The sequence below is a fragment of the Pseudomonas putida genome (genome assembly GCF_001976065.1).
Lineage (GTDB): Bacteria > Pseudomonadota > Gammaproteobacteria > Pseudomonadales > Pseudomonadaceae > Aquipseudomonas > Aquipseudomonas serbica.
Genome location: NZ_MNAH01000002.1, coordinates 204,851 through 220,256, shown reverse-complemented (window position 1 = coordinate 220,256; position 15,406 = coordinate 204,851). Strand labels below are relative to the sequence as shown.

At 56.0% G+C, this 15,406-nt stretch carries 15 protein-coding genes, 2 tRNA genes and 3 pseudogenes; 10 read left to right on the top strand and 10 right to left on the bottom strand.

The features are described 5' to 3' along the window. The first annotated feature begins 46 nt into the window (after positions 1 to 46). The 4 genes and pseudogenes from BKX96_RS07615 (at position 47) to BKX96_RS07600 (ending at position 1,609) form a co-directional block, all read left to right on the top strand. Positions 47 to 268, top strand: a complete 222-nt coding sequence (locus BKX96_RS07615; RefSeq protein ID WP_077183269.1) for a hypothetical protein — start codon at positions 47 to 49, stop codon at positions 266 to 268. 129 nt (positions 269 to 397) lie between these two features. After that, complete coding sequence (locus tag BKX96_RS07610) at positions 398 to 628, top strand: hypothetical protein (protein ID WP_046820095.1); 231 nt, start codon at positions 398 to 400, stop codon at positions 626 to 628. Positions 629 to 834: 206 nt separating this feature from the next. Then, positions 835 to 1,119: pseudogene (locus BKX96_RS07605) on the top strand (hypothetical protein). A 280-nt stretch (positions 1,120 to 1,399) separates the two neighbouring features. Next, positions 1,400 to 1,609, top strand: a complete 210-nt coding sequence (locus BKX96_RS07600; protein WP_046820097.1) for a hypothetical protein — start codon at positions 1,400 to 1,402, stop codon at positions 1,607 to 1,609. A gap of 80 nt (positions 1,610 to 1,689) precedes the next feature. On the opposite strand, the gene BKX96_RS07595 is transcribed toward BKX96_RS07600, so the two are convergent. The 3 genes and pseudogenes from BKX96_RS07595 to BKX96_RS07585 form a co-directional block, all read right to left on the bottom strand. Continuing rightward, positions 1,690 to 1,774, bottom strand: a tRNA-Leu gene (locus tag BKX96_RS07595). A gap of 275 nt (positions 1,775 to 2,049) precedes the next feature. Further along, positions 2,050 to 2,385 (bottom strand): annotated as a pseudogene (locus tag BKX96_RS07590) (GNAT family N-acetyltransferase); the annotation flags it as partial. Positions 2,386 to 2,507: 122 nt separating this feature from the next. Beyond that, a complete protein-coding gene (locus tag BKX96_RS07585) occupies positions 2,508 to 3,668 on the bottom strand; it encodes a cytochrome P450 (RefSeq protein WP_077183267.1) in 1,161 nt (386 codons plus the stop codon). Positions 3,669 to 3,741: 73 nt separating this feature from the next. On the opposite strand from BKX96_RS07585, the gene BKX96_RS07580 reads away from it, so the two are divergent. The 4 genes from BKX96_RS07580 (at position 3,742) to BKX96_RS07565 (ending at position 6,721) form a co-directional block, all read left to right on the top strand. Next, entirely contained in the window at positions 3,742 to 4,488 is a 747-nt protein-coding gene (locus tag BKX96_RS07580; protein ID WP_077183266.1) for an ArsR/SmtB family transcription factor, read from the top strand. Positions 4,489 to 4,692: 204 nt separating this feature from the next. Then, positions 4,693 to 5,529: an AraC family transcriptional regulator gene (locus BKX96_RS07575; protein WP_077183265.1), complete on the top strand. Its 837-nt coding sequence runs from the start codon at positions 4,693 to 4,695 to the stop codon at positions 5,527 to 5,529. A 99-nt stretch (positions 5,530 to 5,628) separates the two neighbouring features. Continuing rightward, entirely contained in the window at positions 5,629 to 6,156 is a 528-nt protein-coding gene (locus BKX96_RS07570; protein WP_077183264.1) for a helix-turn-helix domain-containing protein, read from the top strand. Between the two features lie 259 nt (positions 6,157 to 6,415). Then, positions 6,416 to 6,721 (top strand): hypothetical protein, encoded by a 306-nt coding sequence (locus tag BKX96_RS07565; protein WP_077183263.1) that lies wholly within the window; start codon positions 6,416 to 6,418, stop codon positions 6,719 to 6,721. A gap of 356 nt (positions 6,722 to 7,077) precedes the next feature. On the opposite strand, the gene BKX96_RS07560 is transcribed toward BKX96_RS07565, so the two are convergent. Both BKX96_RS07560 and BKX96_RS07555 read right to left on the bottom strand, forming a co-directional pair. Further along, entirely contained in the window at positions 7,078 to 8,007 is a 930-nt protein-coding gene (locus BKX96_RS07560) for a ZIP family metal transporter (RefSeq protein ID WP_077183262.1), read from the bottom strand. Between the two features lie 324 nt (positions 8,008 to 8,331). Further along, positions 8,332 to 8,556 (bottom strand): annotated as a pseudogene (locus tag BKX96_RS07555) (PLD nuclease N-terminal domain-containing protein); the annotation flags it as partial. 243 nt (positions 8,557 to 8,799) lie between these two features. Between BKX96_RS07555 and BKX96_RS07550 the strand changes: the two are divergent. Then, positions 8,800 to 9,255 (top strand): Hsp20 family protein, encoded by a 456-nt coding sequence (locus BKX96_RS07550; RefSeq protein WP_046820107.1) that lies wholly within the window; start codon positions 8,800 to 8,802, stop codon positions 9,253 to 9,255. 184 nt (positions 9,256 to 9,439) lie between these two features. Here the strand turns inward: BKX96_RS07550 and BKX96_RS07545 are convergent, their stop codons facing one another. From BKX96_RS07545 to BKX96_RS07520, 5 genes are all read right to left on the bottom strand, one after another. Next, on the bottom strand, positions 9,440 to 9,937 hold the full coding sequence (locus tag BKX96_RS07545) for a CinA family protein (RefSeq protein ID WP_046820108.1): 498 nt from the start codon (positions 9,935 to 9,937) through the stop codon (positions 9,440 to 9,442). A gap of 210 nt (positions 9,938 to 10,147) precedes the next feature. Continuing rightward, positions 10,148 to 11,425, bottom strand: coding sequence for a translesion error-prone DNA polymerase V subunit UmuC (gene umuC / locus BKX96_RS07535; protein WP_046820110.1), 1,278 nt, complete (start codon positions 11,423 to 11,425; stop codon positions 10,148 to 10,150). Beyond that, on the bottom strand, positions 11,418 to 11,843 hold the full coding sequence (locus tag BKX96_RS07530; protein ID WP_046820111.1) for a LexA family protein: 426 nt from the start codon (positions 11,841 to 11,843) through the stop codon (positions 11,418 to 11,420). Before BKX96_RS07530 ends, umuC begins: the two co-directional genes overlap by 8 nt. A 209-nt stretch (positions 11,844 to 12,052) precedes the next feature. Then, positions 12,053 to 12,126: transfer RNA gene (locus BKX96_RS07525), tRNA-Cys, on the bottom strand. 268 nt (positions 12,127 to 12,394) lie between these two features. Continuing rightward, a complete protein-coding gene (locus BKX96_RS07520) occupies positions 12,395 to 14,677 on the bottom strand; it encodes a heavy metal translocating P-type ATPase (RefSeq protein ID WP_077183261.1) in 2,283 nt (760 codons plus the stop codon). A 178-nt stretch (positions 14,678 to 14,855) separates the two neighbouring features. Between BKX96_RS07520 and BKX96_RS07515 the strand changes: the two genes are divergently transcribed. Then, positions 14,856 to 15,398 (top strand): Hsp20/alpha crystallin family protein, encoded by a 543-nt coding sequence (locus BKX96_RS07515; protein WP_046820113.1) that lies wholly within the window; start codon positions 14,856 to 14,858, stop codon positions 15,396 to 15,398. Positions 15,399 to 15,406: the final 8 nt, after the last annotated feature.

Below are 15,406 nucleotides of genomic sequence, written 5' to 3'. Positions count from 1 at the left end.
ATGGCTTCTATAGTTGATCTGTACACGAATCAGCTGCGGTGAAGCCATGGAAGACATTTTCGTCGTCAAGCGCTGCAACAAGATCATCATCCATGGACGCCGGGCTGGAGAAACCGTGCATCAACCCGCTGACGCCACCGTCTGGTACCGCATCGCCGATACTCGCACCAATGGCTTTATCGGGGACGGTTACGATCTTGAACACGATGCCCAACACGTTTGCCGACAACTCAATGCCCGATCACAAATGACGGTCCGGCAAGGCTGACGAACATTCGCCAACCGGTTACGGGTCTATACTGAAACAGTGCTGAAGGATTAGCGCACCATCGGTAGAGCTCGCTTGCGGCGGGCTTTTTACTGCCAATCCTCAGGTTTCTTCAACGGAGGTGTTTTCATGTCCGAAAAAGAGTCCATCACCACCCTGCTCACCCTGCTCGACTCCCGCCAGGTTCGCCTGGCTGCAGCTTGCAAGGAAATCGCCGACTGGGTCGATCATCAAGGCGGGCACCCGACTGCCCTCAGGATCCGTGACCGGCTGAACGACATCGAGAAGGATACGCCCCTGATCCGCAACACCCTGTCGTCGCTGCGGCCAGTCGAGCCGCCTCTGCCACGGTTCAGATGATTCTGATCCGGACACCGATGCCCCGACACGCCCTGACGCAGGACGCATGACCGGCGACGTTATCGTCACCGCGCGTGTGCCTGCCTGATCCTTCCCCCCCCTCAAAAAACCCAGCCAGGTGCTGGGATTTTTTTGCGCCCCAGAGCGGCGAACATCAGCAATACAGGGTTGTCCAATGATAACCACGCCACGAAGGAGGCGTTCAGATGGTCACCCACTTCAAAATCAGCGGGCATCTGGCCTGCTGACACAAGGGCAACAACCTCACCTCCACCGGAGAACTGAATCGGGTCAAATGCAGAAGCTGTCGCAATACCGATGCTTACAAAGAGGCGCGCAAGAACGAACGCAACACGGCCCGTCGCGCCGCTCGCAAGGCAAAAACCGTTCATGCGCCCAATGACTGGCGCCAGGCCTGGATCGAGCGACTCACCGCCATGGCTGGAATGCAACGGCTACCCCGGGGGTTTCATGGGCAAGCGTTTGTCTAGAGAGGCAACAGCACTGGGCTGAACCCGTCGGCCCAGTGTTTGATGCGTGCAGTGACATGCGCTTGAAGGACTCCACCAACCTGCGGCTTTCCTCAGGCCGTGACGAATGGCCTGGGCAAGCATGCCACCGGTGATTCGACTCTTCCAAAGTTCTCGCAAGCCCGGGCATTGGGCCCGTCCGATGTGAGGCATTGGCAACAATGGCCTTCCTCGGCTAGGGTCACTTTGCGTAGTGAACCGAGGCGTCTTGATTGGCAGAAATCAGCCCATGGAGGAAGCGATGTCATCCACCCGTAATGCCGAACAAACCTATCGCCAGTGGTCCAGCCCGATCCTGCTTGAACTCAAGGAGCGAGAGCATCAAATGACCCCGTCAGACCGCGAGGCATTGCAAACCATTCTGCTGGAAAGAAGACTGATCAATGTCGGCAACCCTGACGGCATCGATCGACGCAAGGCAGACATCAACGGAGATGAAAAACAGGAGTAACGACGCAACGGACAGCCATTGACGGAGCCGGAACAAACAAGGGTTTGCGTTAGCGTTCGCCAGCAAACCCTTGATCAAGATGGTGCCCCGAGCCGGAATCGAACCGGCACGCCCTGCGGCGGCAGATTTTAAGTCTGATGTGTCTACCAATTTCACCATCGGGGCATGGGAAATGCAAAAGCAGGTGCTGATTTAACCCTAAAACAAAACCAGAATCAATCACTTAGGAAATGATGTTGTCGAAGTCGTAATGGGTCGTTTTCACCCGCCTTGAAAAGTTTCGATGGTGGTTTCGGATCAGAAAGGACGCCGGCGATGTGTCATCAGCCGTCCCCATACCCAAGGATCGGACACCCGAGCTAACCATGAGGCGTGCTGCCGGCCCCTTCGCCTGACTCACGCTGCATGATCACTGTGTCGAGCCAGCGGCCGCCCTCGATGCAACGCTCGATCACCCTGCTCAACAGCGCCTGCCCAACGCCCAAACCAGACATGTCCTCGCGGACGTAGACAGAGTCCTCGACCGTGAAACGGTAGGCCGGACGCGGTCGATACAACGAAGCGTAGCCATAACCGACCAATTCCCCGTCGCGCTCAGCCACCAGGAACGGCAGGCCATGGGCACAGACATCGGCGCGCCGTTGACACATCTGTTCGAGGGGCGGTGGCTCCAATTCGAAACTGGCCGAGCCATGAATCACGTGATGGGCATAGATCGCCAGCACCGCAGGCATGTCGTTTTCATTGGCGTCGCGAAGGATCAGGTGGTGGGCCATGGAGAGTCTTCATCAGGAATGGTGGTTCGTTTATTCATCGATGGCCGTGAGCGTTCAGAGTCGTGGCAGCGACTGGACAAATAGTGACGCCAGGCCAAACCAGGCTTCAAAAATAACGGCGATCATTGCTGAGCTTCCTGAGCGGGATGGAATTTAGGTATGCGTCCATTAAGGGACGGCAAATAACTCCATCGATAGCATCGAGCAGAGGGGAAAGACTCGCATTGCAACCACGCCAATATCGCTTCAGAGGCGATCGTCAACGCCAGTTGCTGACCTGGGCATTCATGTCGTCCTGAGCCGAAACTGAAGGTTCGTCTATTGCTTCGCTTGAGCAACACACTGTCGGGGTCTGGGTTCAGGCAGGGATCTCGGTTGGCTGAAGCGAGTAACACCAGAACGGTATCCCCCGCCTCCAGGACGCTATCGCCAATCGTGCATCGCTTCGCAACGAATCGCCGGGTGTTTTGCACGGGCGAGTCGAAGCGCGCTACCTCGGCCACCAGTGCTGCGACGAGCATCGGAGTCGGTTCCCCGTCTTCAATCAGGTCAGGATTGCGATGGAGCGCTATGAGGGTGTTACCAATCAAGCCCGCGGTGGCTTCGAAGGTCTGTGACATCAAGCCGATCAGGTTAGCAATCAACGCTTCCTGATCTGCCCATTCAGCGGCCTTGCTTTCGCTGCGGATGCGAGTCAACAAGGCGCTATCAGTTTTATCGTCATTCAGCAGCGCGCTGAATATCTGGCTTAGGTGAATAGCGCCGGAATGGGCCTTATTGAGCTGCGTTTCATCGCTTAGTGGCGATAGGCAGCCGACAAAATCCCGTGTCAGCTTCGCGACTTCTCGCATGCGCAAGGATGGCAGGCCTATCAAGGAGGCAATGACGCACGCGGGCAACGTGAACATCAACTCGTCCGTAGTTTCAAGCGAGTTTTCAAGTGTCGTGACCACACGTGACACAATGTCGGCGATGCCATCCAACTCAATGGAGGCCAGGGCGGGCTCAATCGCCATCCTGGGGCACCGGTGTTGCGCCCCTTCGTTCATACGCATCAACCGACCGAAAACAAGTCCGGCGGCGCCCTGTGCAATTGCCGGGGGAATGGGCTCGTGCAGCGGACGCACCCGACAATCGGGATGCCCCAGAATCGCCTCGACCGCATTGGCCCCACTCGCAATCCATAAGCGCAGATCCGCATCGAAGAACAGACCTCCCTGTTGTCTGAGACGTGCATAGTAAACATAAGGGTCGTGATGCGTGGCTGCTTCAAAAGGCGTCATTTTGGCGTCCTGTTCACAAAGAACAGTTACTATCGAACATCTATTACGCTGACGATTCGTTCAGGAACGAAATATGGATTGCCAAGGCAATGAGCTTGCCCTTTCTCGGATTGCCGGCGCCATTGCCGAACCTGCCAGGACAAAAATGCTTTGTGCGCTGATGGACGGCCACGCGCGAACCAGTACCGAAATGGCCGCCATCGCTGAGGTCAGTACCTCCACCGCGAGCGCGCATCTGGCAAGACTCAAAGAGGACGGGTTGCTCAAGCTGCACACGCAGGGACGGCATCGCTATTACAGCCTGGCGGATACACAAGTGGCCCAAGCGCTGGAGGCCCTCATGGTCATTAGTCAGCATGCGAACACCGGGTTTGTTTCAAACACTCCCAACCGATTGCAGTTTGCGCGTACCTGTTATGACCACATGGCCGGAACCTTGGCGGTTCATTTGCATGACCATTTCATCGAGTCAGATTGGTTGACGGCCTCGGACACTGATGACCGTGCCTATCAGCTGACTGACAGCGGCGAAGCGGCGATGGCTGCTATCGGTATAGAAGTAGCGCAAGTCAAGGCTCAGCGACGTCGTTTCGCTTGCTCGTGTCTGGACTGGAGCATGCGGCGCCCTCATCTGGGTGGCGCGTTGGGAGCGGCTTTGCTACAGACAGCGCTAAACCGCAAATGGGTTACTCAAGACCTCGATAGCCGGGCCCTTTCATTGACATCCAAAGGGCGAAGGGAGCTGTCTGGTCGATTTGAAATCACAGTTGAATGTGACACAACCCGCCGACCGCAGTTTACAGATGTCATGACCACTTGAATGTCTGCCCTGCGTCGCCTACAGCTCTTCGCGAGGACAGCGCCAGAACTGAAAATCAGCGTAAAACGCTCTAGCCCGGGTCGATCAGCGCCCGCAAGACATGTATGATAATGATACACGTTATTATTAACCGTAATATCCCACTGCCGCCAAGACCATTACAACCGGGCTATTGCATCGGTGAATTTATATAAAGGGGTCTTGATGACCTATATGTCCCCCAAGCTCAATGCCAACTCGCCCGACGTGTTTCACCTGGAGACTAGCGACACCAGTGGCTACGCCGTGGATTGGCACGCCCACGACTGTCATATGCTGCTGTTACCGCGCCAGGGTGGGCTGTTTCTCTCGACCGAAAGCAGCCAGACCTCTCACATATCGCGCCAATCGTTTTCCTTTGTGCCGGCAGACTTTGCCCACGCCACTGAGGCGGCTCCGGGGCGGGAGAAACATATGACCTTGTATGTCGACCCCTCCTACGTCAAACACCAGGGACAGATGTTCGGTTGCCGAAGTTTCGCCAAACAGGTCAATCGATCAGGGATCTGGCAAGCGACCGAGGTGCTGGAAGGTATCTTGCGCCTGCATGACCAACTTCAAAGCTGTGCGACGGCGCAGGCCTTTGAGCGCCAATTGCCCCACCTCAATCATCTGCTCTTCGAGGAGTGCACGCGGGTTATCGCTTGTCAGCAAACCCTACCGCCGCCGAGTGAACAACAGCAGCAAGCCACCCTGGTGCACGACATACAGCGATACGTTCGGGAGAATCTGGACTCAGACTTGACGATTGAGTCGATTGGACATGAATTTCACCTGTCTCGGCGTCACCTTACGCGTATTTTCAAAGCTGTTACCGACGAAACCCTGCTGGATTTCACCAATCGCACGAGAGTTGAAACTGCCGCCCGGCTTGTTTCATGCACATCACTATCGATCCTCGAAGTCAGCCTGGCGGTGGGACTGGATTCCCCCTCTTACCTTGCTCGCCTGTTCAAGCGCTACCTGAATCTAACGCCAAGCGAGCTACGCAAACCCCGCTGACGATCTGGCCCAAACGGGCGCACGCAAGGCCCGATCGAGCGCTTTCGACCCATTGATGATGGCCACAATAGACCTCTTCTCCCCCCTCTAGAGGTCACAATGAGCGACGTGGACGCTGTACAAGTCTTCAAGTCCAGCCGGGGCGGTGGCCGCCTGACCCCCATCGTTATCGCCGCTCCCGGGGCTGGCGCTGAGCAGATCATGACGGTCGCAGACCCCTTTGCGCGACTGGCGTCCAGTCGCGAGCGGGACAGGCTAAGTTACTGGCAGGAGCGCAAGGCGAAGGAAGTCATGATGGAGCACCTTGATTGTGGCATTCGGATTTCCGTCGTAGCCAAAGAGTGTGCCTTGTCACGAAGCCATTTCTCCCGCGCTTTCAAGAAAGCTACGGGCCACGCCCCACGTGATTGGTTCAAGCTTGCAAGATTGACCCGAGCCAGAGAACTCCTTGAGCAAACCGACTTCTCCATTTCTCAAGTGGGTTTGGCGTGCGGGTTTGCTGATCAACCGCATTTCACCAAAATATTCTCCAGTAATTTTGGTATGCCTCCTGGAAAGTGGCGTGCAAAGGATAGACGTATGGCTTGCCCGGTCGACGGGCCGTCATTTTCTCGAAATTTTTTGTGACGTCCCACCTCATCAGAATAAGAGGTGAATGGGCGAGAAAAATCTGGGCGACCTCACGATGAAGATTCGGGCCACTGTCATCTGCGAGAAAGTGGTTTTGTTTGTCATTTGCCAGGGCCAATGATCGATTTTTTAAATAGAATTTCGTTGATATCACCGGCCGATCGTACGGTCTGAATTGTACAGAACCGAACCGACACCCATTTCAGGATGTGGGCGATCAGGAAAATGACAGGGATGATTTGAAGGCGGAACCGTCATGTCGAACCATTCAGCCGACCAAATTAATGCGTGCCGCCGCCTAGCGATGGAGCGAAACCAAAAGCTTTTTGAGGAGGCAAACGCCATCAATCGGTCGGCACTCGACCTCCTGGAACATAGTGACTTCGACAGTGAAATGTTTCTGGTTTATCTGCAGCTAAAAAAAAGGGCAAAAAAACGTTTTAGAGAAGCGCTGGAACATGCCGTTTTACTGAATGAGCATTTTCCCTCACCGCAGCTACAAAGTAACCACAGATGGGAACACTCGGAAGTAAGAGCGCAAGAGCTCATGAATGAGCCTTAGTTAACCCATGGAGTAATGCGACTTGATTCGAGGCTCGGAAATGCTCTGCCCTCGCCGGCAGCAAATGCCGTAGCTGGACAGTCTTTCCTGGATCAACGAGCAAGGTGGGCATCACCCTGGTGCAGACGCCGGTTACTTGCTCTCTTCAGCTTTGCCCTCCTGCATTTGCACAGATGACTTGCTGCCGTCGGTATTGTCTTTGGTGGTGTTCTTTGAGCTGTCAAAACACCCATGCAGCATAAACACACTGCAGAGACTCAGGCACACGCAGAGCCTTTTCATGATGGTCTCCTAGACGGATTGAGAGGTGCCGTCGGTTCGAGCTTGAATTTGATCCAGCCAGTCAGAATCCAGCGCTACCCTAACGCGGTATCGAGGAACATCATGACGCCGAAGCCCAACATCAGACCCAGGGTGGCGGGGGTTTCATGACCGTTGCGATGCGTCTCTGGTATGACTTCATGGGAGACCACAAAGATCATGGCCCCGGCGGCCAGGCCAAGTGCGATGGGGTAGCCCAACGCGAAGCCACTGGAAATACCCAGGCCGACAAGGGCGCCAAAGGGCTCCATCAGGCCAGACCCGACTGCAATGAGTGCCGCGCGCAGTGCCGAGATCCCGGTCACCCGTAAAGCCATGGCGACCGCCAAACCCTCGGGTAAGTCCTGGATCGCGATCGCGGTCGTCAGCGGTATGCCGACCTGCATGTCTGCGGTGGCAAAGCTGACACCTATCGCCATGCCTTCCGGCAGGTTATGCAGGGTGATCGCCAGGACGAAAAGCCAGACTCGATTGATGCGCTTGGCTTCAGGCCCGCGCCGGCCGCTTTTTTCATGTTCGTGAGGAACAAATCGATCGAGGCCGATCATCAATGCAACACCCAGCGCCAATCCCAGCACCACGATACTCGCCGCGAGCAAACGGTTACCGCTGAGCTCCTGGGCCGCTTCGATCCCCGGCAGGATGAGCGAGAAAGAACTGGCAGCCAGCATCATTCCTGCAGCGAAGCCAAGCATGATGTCCTGGGTACGCGCCGCAATATCGCGCAGTGCAATCGCGACGACGGCCCCCATTGCTGTCGCGGCAAAGCCGGACAGGCCGCCAAGAAAAGCGAAACGCAGATTGTCCTTGTTGGCTCCGACGAAAGCGCCGTAACCGCTGACCATCAGCACCAACATCACGCACATTAGAACCAGCCAAAACACCCTGCCGCCCCATCCATAACGGGTCACATGACCAAACAAGGCGCGTAGGGGGGTTGCTGATGAAGAAGGCGGTTCCGACATGGAAAGGTCCCTTATTTTCGTGTTGAGCGTTTAGCGGAAGATCCCGGCAACGACGACATCAAGGTTCTGGAAACCCGTTGCGCCTCCCGCTCAAAGGAGAGGGTTGAGACGTGGAACATGTCCAATAGCGTACGCTGCTTGCTGACCATGCTGCTCACCTCCAGATTAAAAAAGACACCGCACGCGGTGCGCGCGTGCGGTGTTTTCATCAAAATTACAGTTCGCTCACTCAGAACTCGGATGCCCACCTGCATTCATATGAAGCGAGCGCAATGAGGTTAATTTCAAAAATTTTTGTCGCGTACGACAAACGGGCTGCGATGAACCTTTGCTGTGTTCCGGCGAGCTAGGACCCTCCTTGATACCGCGTGGCCCGGCAACTCCCCACACGATCAGTCCTACCACCGGAAAGAGAATGAGGCCGATCGCCCAAGCCGCTTTTACACCGACCGTTTTGTCGCTGCGAAACACGCTAACGATAGCCCAGAGGTCAACGAGCAGAATGATCACCGCGACAGCAATCGAAAAATAACTGGTTGCTTGCGACATGATTCGATCCTCCAGAGGCTGATAATCCTTAGGCGCCAGACGGTCAATGGTGTTCAAAAGAAATTAGTTGGTAAGGCCACGCACACCATATGAATGACCTCTTGGACGCGCCCAGCGTTTGAGAACAAAAAATTATTTTTACCCTTCTTGAATCGTTTTTCTGACGTCGCTATATATTTTGTACGCGATGCCGAAACCGGGTCGCGTCATAAATCACTTGGAGAAAACTCAGGAGATTTAGCTATGGCTACTACCTTTTCGTTAGCCCCACTGTTCCGTCAGTCGGTAGGCTTTGATCGTTTCAACGACCTTTTTGAATCCGCGCTTCGCAGCGAGGCGGCCTCGACGACCTATCCACCTCATAACGTCGAAAAGCATGGCGATGATCACTATCGAATCGTCATAGCGGCGGCGGGTTTGACTGAGGAGGATCTGGACATTCAAGTCGAGAAGGAGGTGTTGACCATTGCCGGCGGCAAGCGAGAAAGTGATAAGGAGGCGATTTACCTGCACCAAGGTATTGCGCAACGGGCATTTCGACTGTCTTTCCGTTTAGCGGATCACATCGAGGTTCAAAATGCATCGCTGGCCAATGGGCTGCTGAGCATTGATCTGCTGCGGGTTGTTCCAGAGGAAGCCAAACCCAAGCGCATCAATATCGATGGCTCGGGGAAGTCTGATCTGAAACAACTCAACTAACAGCCTGAACGAGGCGCTCTTCGGAGCGCCTTTTTTGTACGACCAAGCCGTCTTTTTCCAGTGCGTAAAAGCTGTGCCCAACTGAACGAATCAGCTACCCCGCCGAATTACCGAAATCTCCTTCGCGGACAGGTAATTTACGACCGTGCAAATCGGGATGTTCGGCATCGTCATTCATCAGGCTTTACTCTCCTTCGGTGAGCGCGCGACGATGAAAATCAGGAAGCCGTTTCAAAGCGTATTCGGTAGCTGCTGTTTGCACTTGGCAGCGGGTGCCGGAGAACTGATGCTCGTGGCTGAAAAGACGACATTGCTCCTGCGACTGAAACGCCCAGGCGAAGCAAATGGTGCCGGCGGGAATGCCATCGACATCTTCCGGGCCAAGAATCCCGGTCGTGGCCACCGCGACATTGGCGGTACTGTCACGCAGGGCGCCCATTGCCATTTCCCTGGCAACCTCCACACTCGTCAGGTTGAAGGTTTCAATAGTGCGCGGGCTGACATGCAAAACGCGTTGTTTGGCCTGCGGCGAATACACCACGTAACCACACTCAATGAACTCGCCGCTACCTTCGACCTCAGACAGCAGCGTAACGATCTTGCCGGCGGTACAGGATTCGGCCGTCGTTAGCACCAGGGAGTTATCACGCAGGTAGTCAACGGTATCGTCAGCGATGGACATGACCGGTCCTCACGAAGTTATTGATCGGTTGACAGGTGATGGCGCTGAACATTCCGTCGACCTTGGTTTCCAACGAATCGGTGATCGCGTCGCTGCATATATTGAACGGCAGCAAGGGCCCAAATTGATTCGACTGGATGTCAAACTTTAATACGTCACACCACTCGATGGGGCGGTGCCTTAAGTGCACGCCGGCCATTGCCTGCCTGATCAAACGCATGAAATTCGCCAAAGCTGGTCCAGCCTGGTGGTATAGCTTTGGCTCATCATTTCCCGGCGCATGCCCCAATCGGGATTGCTCGGCACGCTGGCCGCGCGCAGCGTCCCCCTTCCCCACCTGCCATTGATCTGATCCAGCACCGCCATGACGCGGCTTGCCTCGGCCGGTTGCGAGGTGGCGAACAGGTCATCGGTGTACTCGCCGTGCTGGCACAGGTTCAGCAGCATGACCTCCGCTTTGCTATAGGCGAATCCGGGGCGGAATACCCGATCAAGCGCTTCGACGGCCGTCCTGGTCAGCAGACGCACATCATCCGTTGGATAGGGTAGATCCACCACCACACCGTTCGCGTATTTGGCTTCCTCGGGATTGAACATGCCGGTACGGATACTGACCCTGATCTTCTTGCACAGCGAATTCTGAGCCCTGAGTTTTTCCGAGGCGCGCATCATGTAGGTGGCGACGGCCTCCTTGATCGGTGGCAGCTCTTTGAGCCTCATGCCGAACATTCGGCTGCAGCAGATCTCCTGCTTCGGTGGGTCCGGTTCATCCAGCTCCAGGCACGGCGTACCCGCCAGTTCCCGGGCGGTTTTCTCGATCACCACGCTGAAGTGCTTGCGCAACGACCAGGCATCCGCCTTGGCCAGATCCATGGCTGACTTGATGCCCAGTGCGTTCAAGTGCACTTTCATGCGCCGGCCCACGCCCCACACTTCACCCACGTCGGTGTTGCGCAGCACCCAGTCACGTTTTAGCGGGTCGCAAATATTCACTACGCCACCGGTTTGCGCCTGCAAGCGTTTCGCCGTGTGGTTGGCCAGCTTGGCCAACGTCTTGGTCGGGGCGATGCCAACGCCGACCGGAATACCGGTGCACCGCAACACCTGGCTGCGAATCCGCCGACCAAGGACGTCCAGCCCTTCGATGCCGGTCAGGTCGGCAAACGCCTCATCGATGCTGTACACCTCGACCGCCGGCACCATCGACTCGATCAGTGTCATCACCCGCTCGCTCATGTCGCCATACAGGGCATAGTTCGACGAGAAGGCGACGATACCCTGCTGACGAAGTTTGTCCTTTATCTGGAAATACGGCTCGCCCATCTTCACAAAAGGCTTGGCGTCGTAGCTGCGCGCGATGACGCAGCCATCGTTGTTCGACAGGACGACGATCGGGACCTTGGCCAGGTCCGGGCGAAACACCCGTTCGCAACTGGCATAGAAGCTGTTGCAATCGATAAGACCGTAGACCGGCGCTGGCTTAGACATGGCTGCGCACACTGCCCGTGATCACACCCCAGATCGACAGCTCGTCACTTTCCAGTACATAGCGCGGCGGGTATTTGGGGTTCTCCGACAGCAGGATCACGTCCTTGCCGCGAATGCACAGGCGCTTGCACACCGGATCGTTATTCAGCAAGGCAACGACAATATGGCCATGGGCCGGTTCTAGCGAGCGATCCACGATCGCCAGATCACCCTCAAAAATTCCCGCGCCCTGCATGCTCTCCCCGGTGATCGATACCAGGTAGACGTGCGGTGCGCGGATATTGAGCACCTCATCCAGGGAGATGTGCGCCTCGATGTGGTCCGCGGCCGGCGATGGAAAACCCGCTGGCACCTGGAACAGGCAGAGCGGCAGTTTCCGACCGCCCTGGCCGATAGGTCCTAGAATTGCAAAGCTCATGACGCACGACTTCCGATACTGTACGAATATACAGTTAACGACCAGAAGGCTTTGCGGTCAATTTTTTTGTAGGAAAATTCTGATAGGCGGACGCATCAATTCAGTCGGTGTCGCGGTTGCGGAACACCTGGTGAACATTGCGCAAACTTTTACTTTCCTGAAGCCAATAAAAAACCCCGTAGATCATTGATCTACGGGGCTATTTATAGTGGAGGCCGAGGTCGGAATCGAACCGGCGTAGGCGGATTTGCAATCCGCTGCATAACCATTTTGCTACTCGGCCTCAAAACATCTGCTGTCAGTAGCGCGACATCAAATGCGTAAAAACTGGAGCGGGAAACGAGATCTTGATCTCGCTCTATCTCCTTGAAAACATTGAGCTTTTTCAGCCGTCAGTGCTTTCGATGGCGTGAATTATGTACTCATTTCCCGGAGCTTGCAACCCCTTGATTTCAAAAAAATTTCTGAGGGTATCTTCGCCCTGCCTGGGGCACCCTGCACGCCCGATTCAGTTGACGAAGAATGGCGGGCACCCAGTGCCGATTCGAACATTAGCGCCAATCCAGGTATCGAAACAGTTCCTCCTCCTGCTCGAAGTGCAGTTGCACGAGGGTATCCAGGCGAATCAACAGGTGTTGAATCTCATCAGCAGAAATCGATGCCGGCTCGGAACGGAAGTCACTGCACATGCGCGCCAGCAAATGGACAAGGCGAAAAATTTCCCGGTGAGCGTGGCTCATGGCCGCCATCGGGTCCTCGCCCGGCATGTTCCGTATCAGCAGAGGATACAAGGTATTTTCATCTTCCCGTTCATGGTGCACGAGTGACGTTTGCAGCTTGTCGACCAATTCCAGCAAGTCGGCCTGTGCTTGCGCACGTGGTCGCTGATTGAAGTCGCTGGCCAGTTGGTGCAGATCGCTCAGCACGCGGGAGAGTTGCTGGTGTTCGTCTTGCAGTCGATCCATGTGTGCTGCAGAAAGCTTTCGCTTACTGCGCCCTCGTAACGGCCCCAATGCCCGCAGGGCATTAACGATGATCACGACATCGATGCCTTCCTGTACTACGGCTCCGATCAGCGGTGGCAAGTAACCAAGGCCTGCCACTACCATGGCGAGCAACGACATTCCCATGCCAACCAGCACACCCTGGCGAGCGATGAAGCGGGTTTGTCGGGCAATGTCCAGCGCCTCGACCAGGCGATCAAGACGATCCACCAACAGGACGACACCGGCGGCTTGCGCAGAAGCCGTGGCACCGCTGGCGCCCATGGCCACGCCGACGTTAGCCGCTGCCAATGCAGGCGCATCGTTGATGCCATCGCCGACCATCAGCGTGCTCATGCGCTGGCAACCTTGCTCTACAGCGCGCACTTTGTCCTCAGGCGTCATCCCGGCACGCAGTTCGTCAATGCCTGCCGACAGTGCAATCATCTCGGCAGTTTCCAAACGATCCCCGGTCAGCATGACGATCCTCTCGATACCTTTGTTGCGCAGTCGACGCAGGGTTTGTGGCGTTTCGCGGCGAACGGTATCCGAAAAAATCAGCAGCCCAGCAAGTTGCCCATCCACCTCGATGAAGCTCCCGCTGCACGCAAGATAATCCATGTGGCGAAGCATGGCTGACGACCATTCAGTCGCAGAGGCATCATTGCCAACAAAAGATAGTGTGCCGAAGCGCACACGCGTACCCTCGATTCGCCCACAAAGCCCGGCGCCCGGTGTTTCCTCCACATCCTGCGGGACGCCAAGGGGCAATTGGCGCTGATGCGCCGCTTCGACGATGGCCTGGGAGACGGGGTGAGTCGAGGCCTGCGCCAGCGAAGCGGCCAGGACAAGCAAATGCTGCGGATCGGCAAGTCCATTGACTTCAATCGATTGCAGATGAGCATGCCCGCTGGTGAGGGTGCCGGTCTTGTCAAAAAAAACCTGTTTGACCCCTGCCAGCGCTTCCAGCGTCGCTCCATCCTTGATCAGGATCCCGCGCCGTGCCGCTCTCGAAATACCTGACATGATGGAAATGGGCACCGCCAAGATCAACGGGCAAGGGGTAGCCACCACCAGCACCGCCAACGCTCGCAAGGGATCGCCACTCATTTGCCAGGCCACGGCGGCAATCAGCAACGTCAGCGGTATGAAGAACAACGCATAACGATCAGCCATTCGCACAAAGGGCGCACGTGAACGGCGGGCGGCCTCGGCCAGCCGAACGATCCCGGCATAGGTACTTTGAGCTGAGGTCCGTGTAGCGGTCAGCAGGAAGGGTGCCCCAACGTTGGAAATGCCACTGGGCAGTGGCTCTCCCTGACGATGGGTGACGGGCAACGACTCACCGCTGAGTGCCGATTCGTCCACAATGGCGGTCGCGCTGAGCAGGCGGCCGTCGACCGGCACTACTTCGCCCAGACGTACCAGCAATGTTTGATGGGGCTGGATTTGCTCAACAGGGATCTTGCGTAAGGCGCCCTCTTCCTGCAACCAGGCAAAACGTGGCGCGCGTTCGGTGAGTGCCCGCAGTTCGCGTTCAGCGCGTTGTTTGGTGAAAAATTCCAGAGTACGCCCGGATGCCAGCATCAAGGCAATCACCGCAGCCACCAAATTCTGCTGGAAGCCAAGCGCGGCGATTATCGACAGCAATGCGATCAAGTCTACACCTGCCTCCCCTCGCGCCAGCCGCCTGACAATCTCGACGAGCAGGATCAAGGCCATCACCAGGCTACCCGTCGCCCAACAGATCGATGCCCAGTCAGATCGATGCGCAAGATGCGCGACGCCCCCGACCAACAGCGTCAGGGCGGTGAGCAACAACAACATGGGGTCCAGCCATTTACTGAGCATCGAGGCTTAACCTTTGCGATCTGGCTCATTCATTGAAGCAGGCCACAGGCCAGGTGCAGGCGACAATTGGAAAGAACAGGTGTTTGCCCTCTTTCTGATCCAGGTCAAACACGCTTGGGACGTTCAGCAGAAACTAGAGTCAGCCGTCAATCATCACGTACGATGAAGGAGTGTAGAAATGAGCAATTCCGTGAAAAAAATGCCCGTGACCAACGACGTCAAGGCCGCTCAACAATCAGCTGGCAATGATCTTTGGCGCCCCTTGGAAAAACTCCGGCAACAGGTTGATCACCTGTTCGAGGACTTCGGCCACCGCTCAAACCTGTCTCCCTTCAGCCGTGGCCTGTTTGATGTGGATCCCTTCTGGCGCAGGGAGCTTGGCGGTCACAGCCTGCCTGCCGTGGACATCACCGAGAAAGACAACAGTTTCGAAATCACTGCCGAGTTGCCCGGCATGGATCAGAAAAACATCGAGGTCAAACTGTCCAATGGCAGCCTGATCATCAAAGGGGAAAAGAAACAAGACAAGGAAGAAAAACACAAAGGCTATTACCTCAGCGAGCGTCACTACGGTTCCTTTGAGCGGGTGTTCAGCCTTCCCAAAGGGGTCGATGCCGATAAGATCGAGGCGAGTTTCAGCAAAGGCGTGCTGAGCCTCTCGCTGCCGAAAAAGCCTGAAGCCATGAATGCCGATAAAGTCGTGCAGATCAAAGCCGACTGACGCTGGGG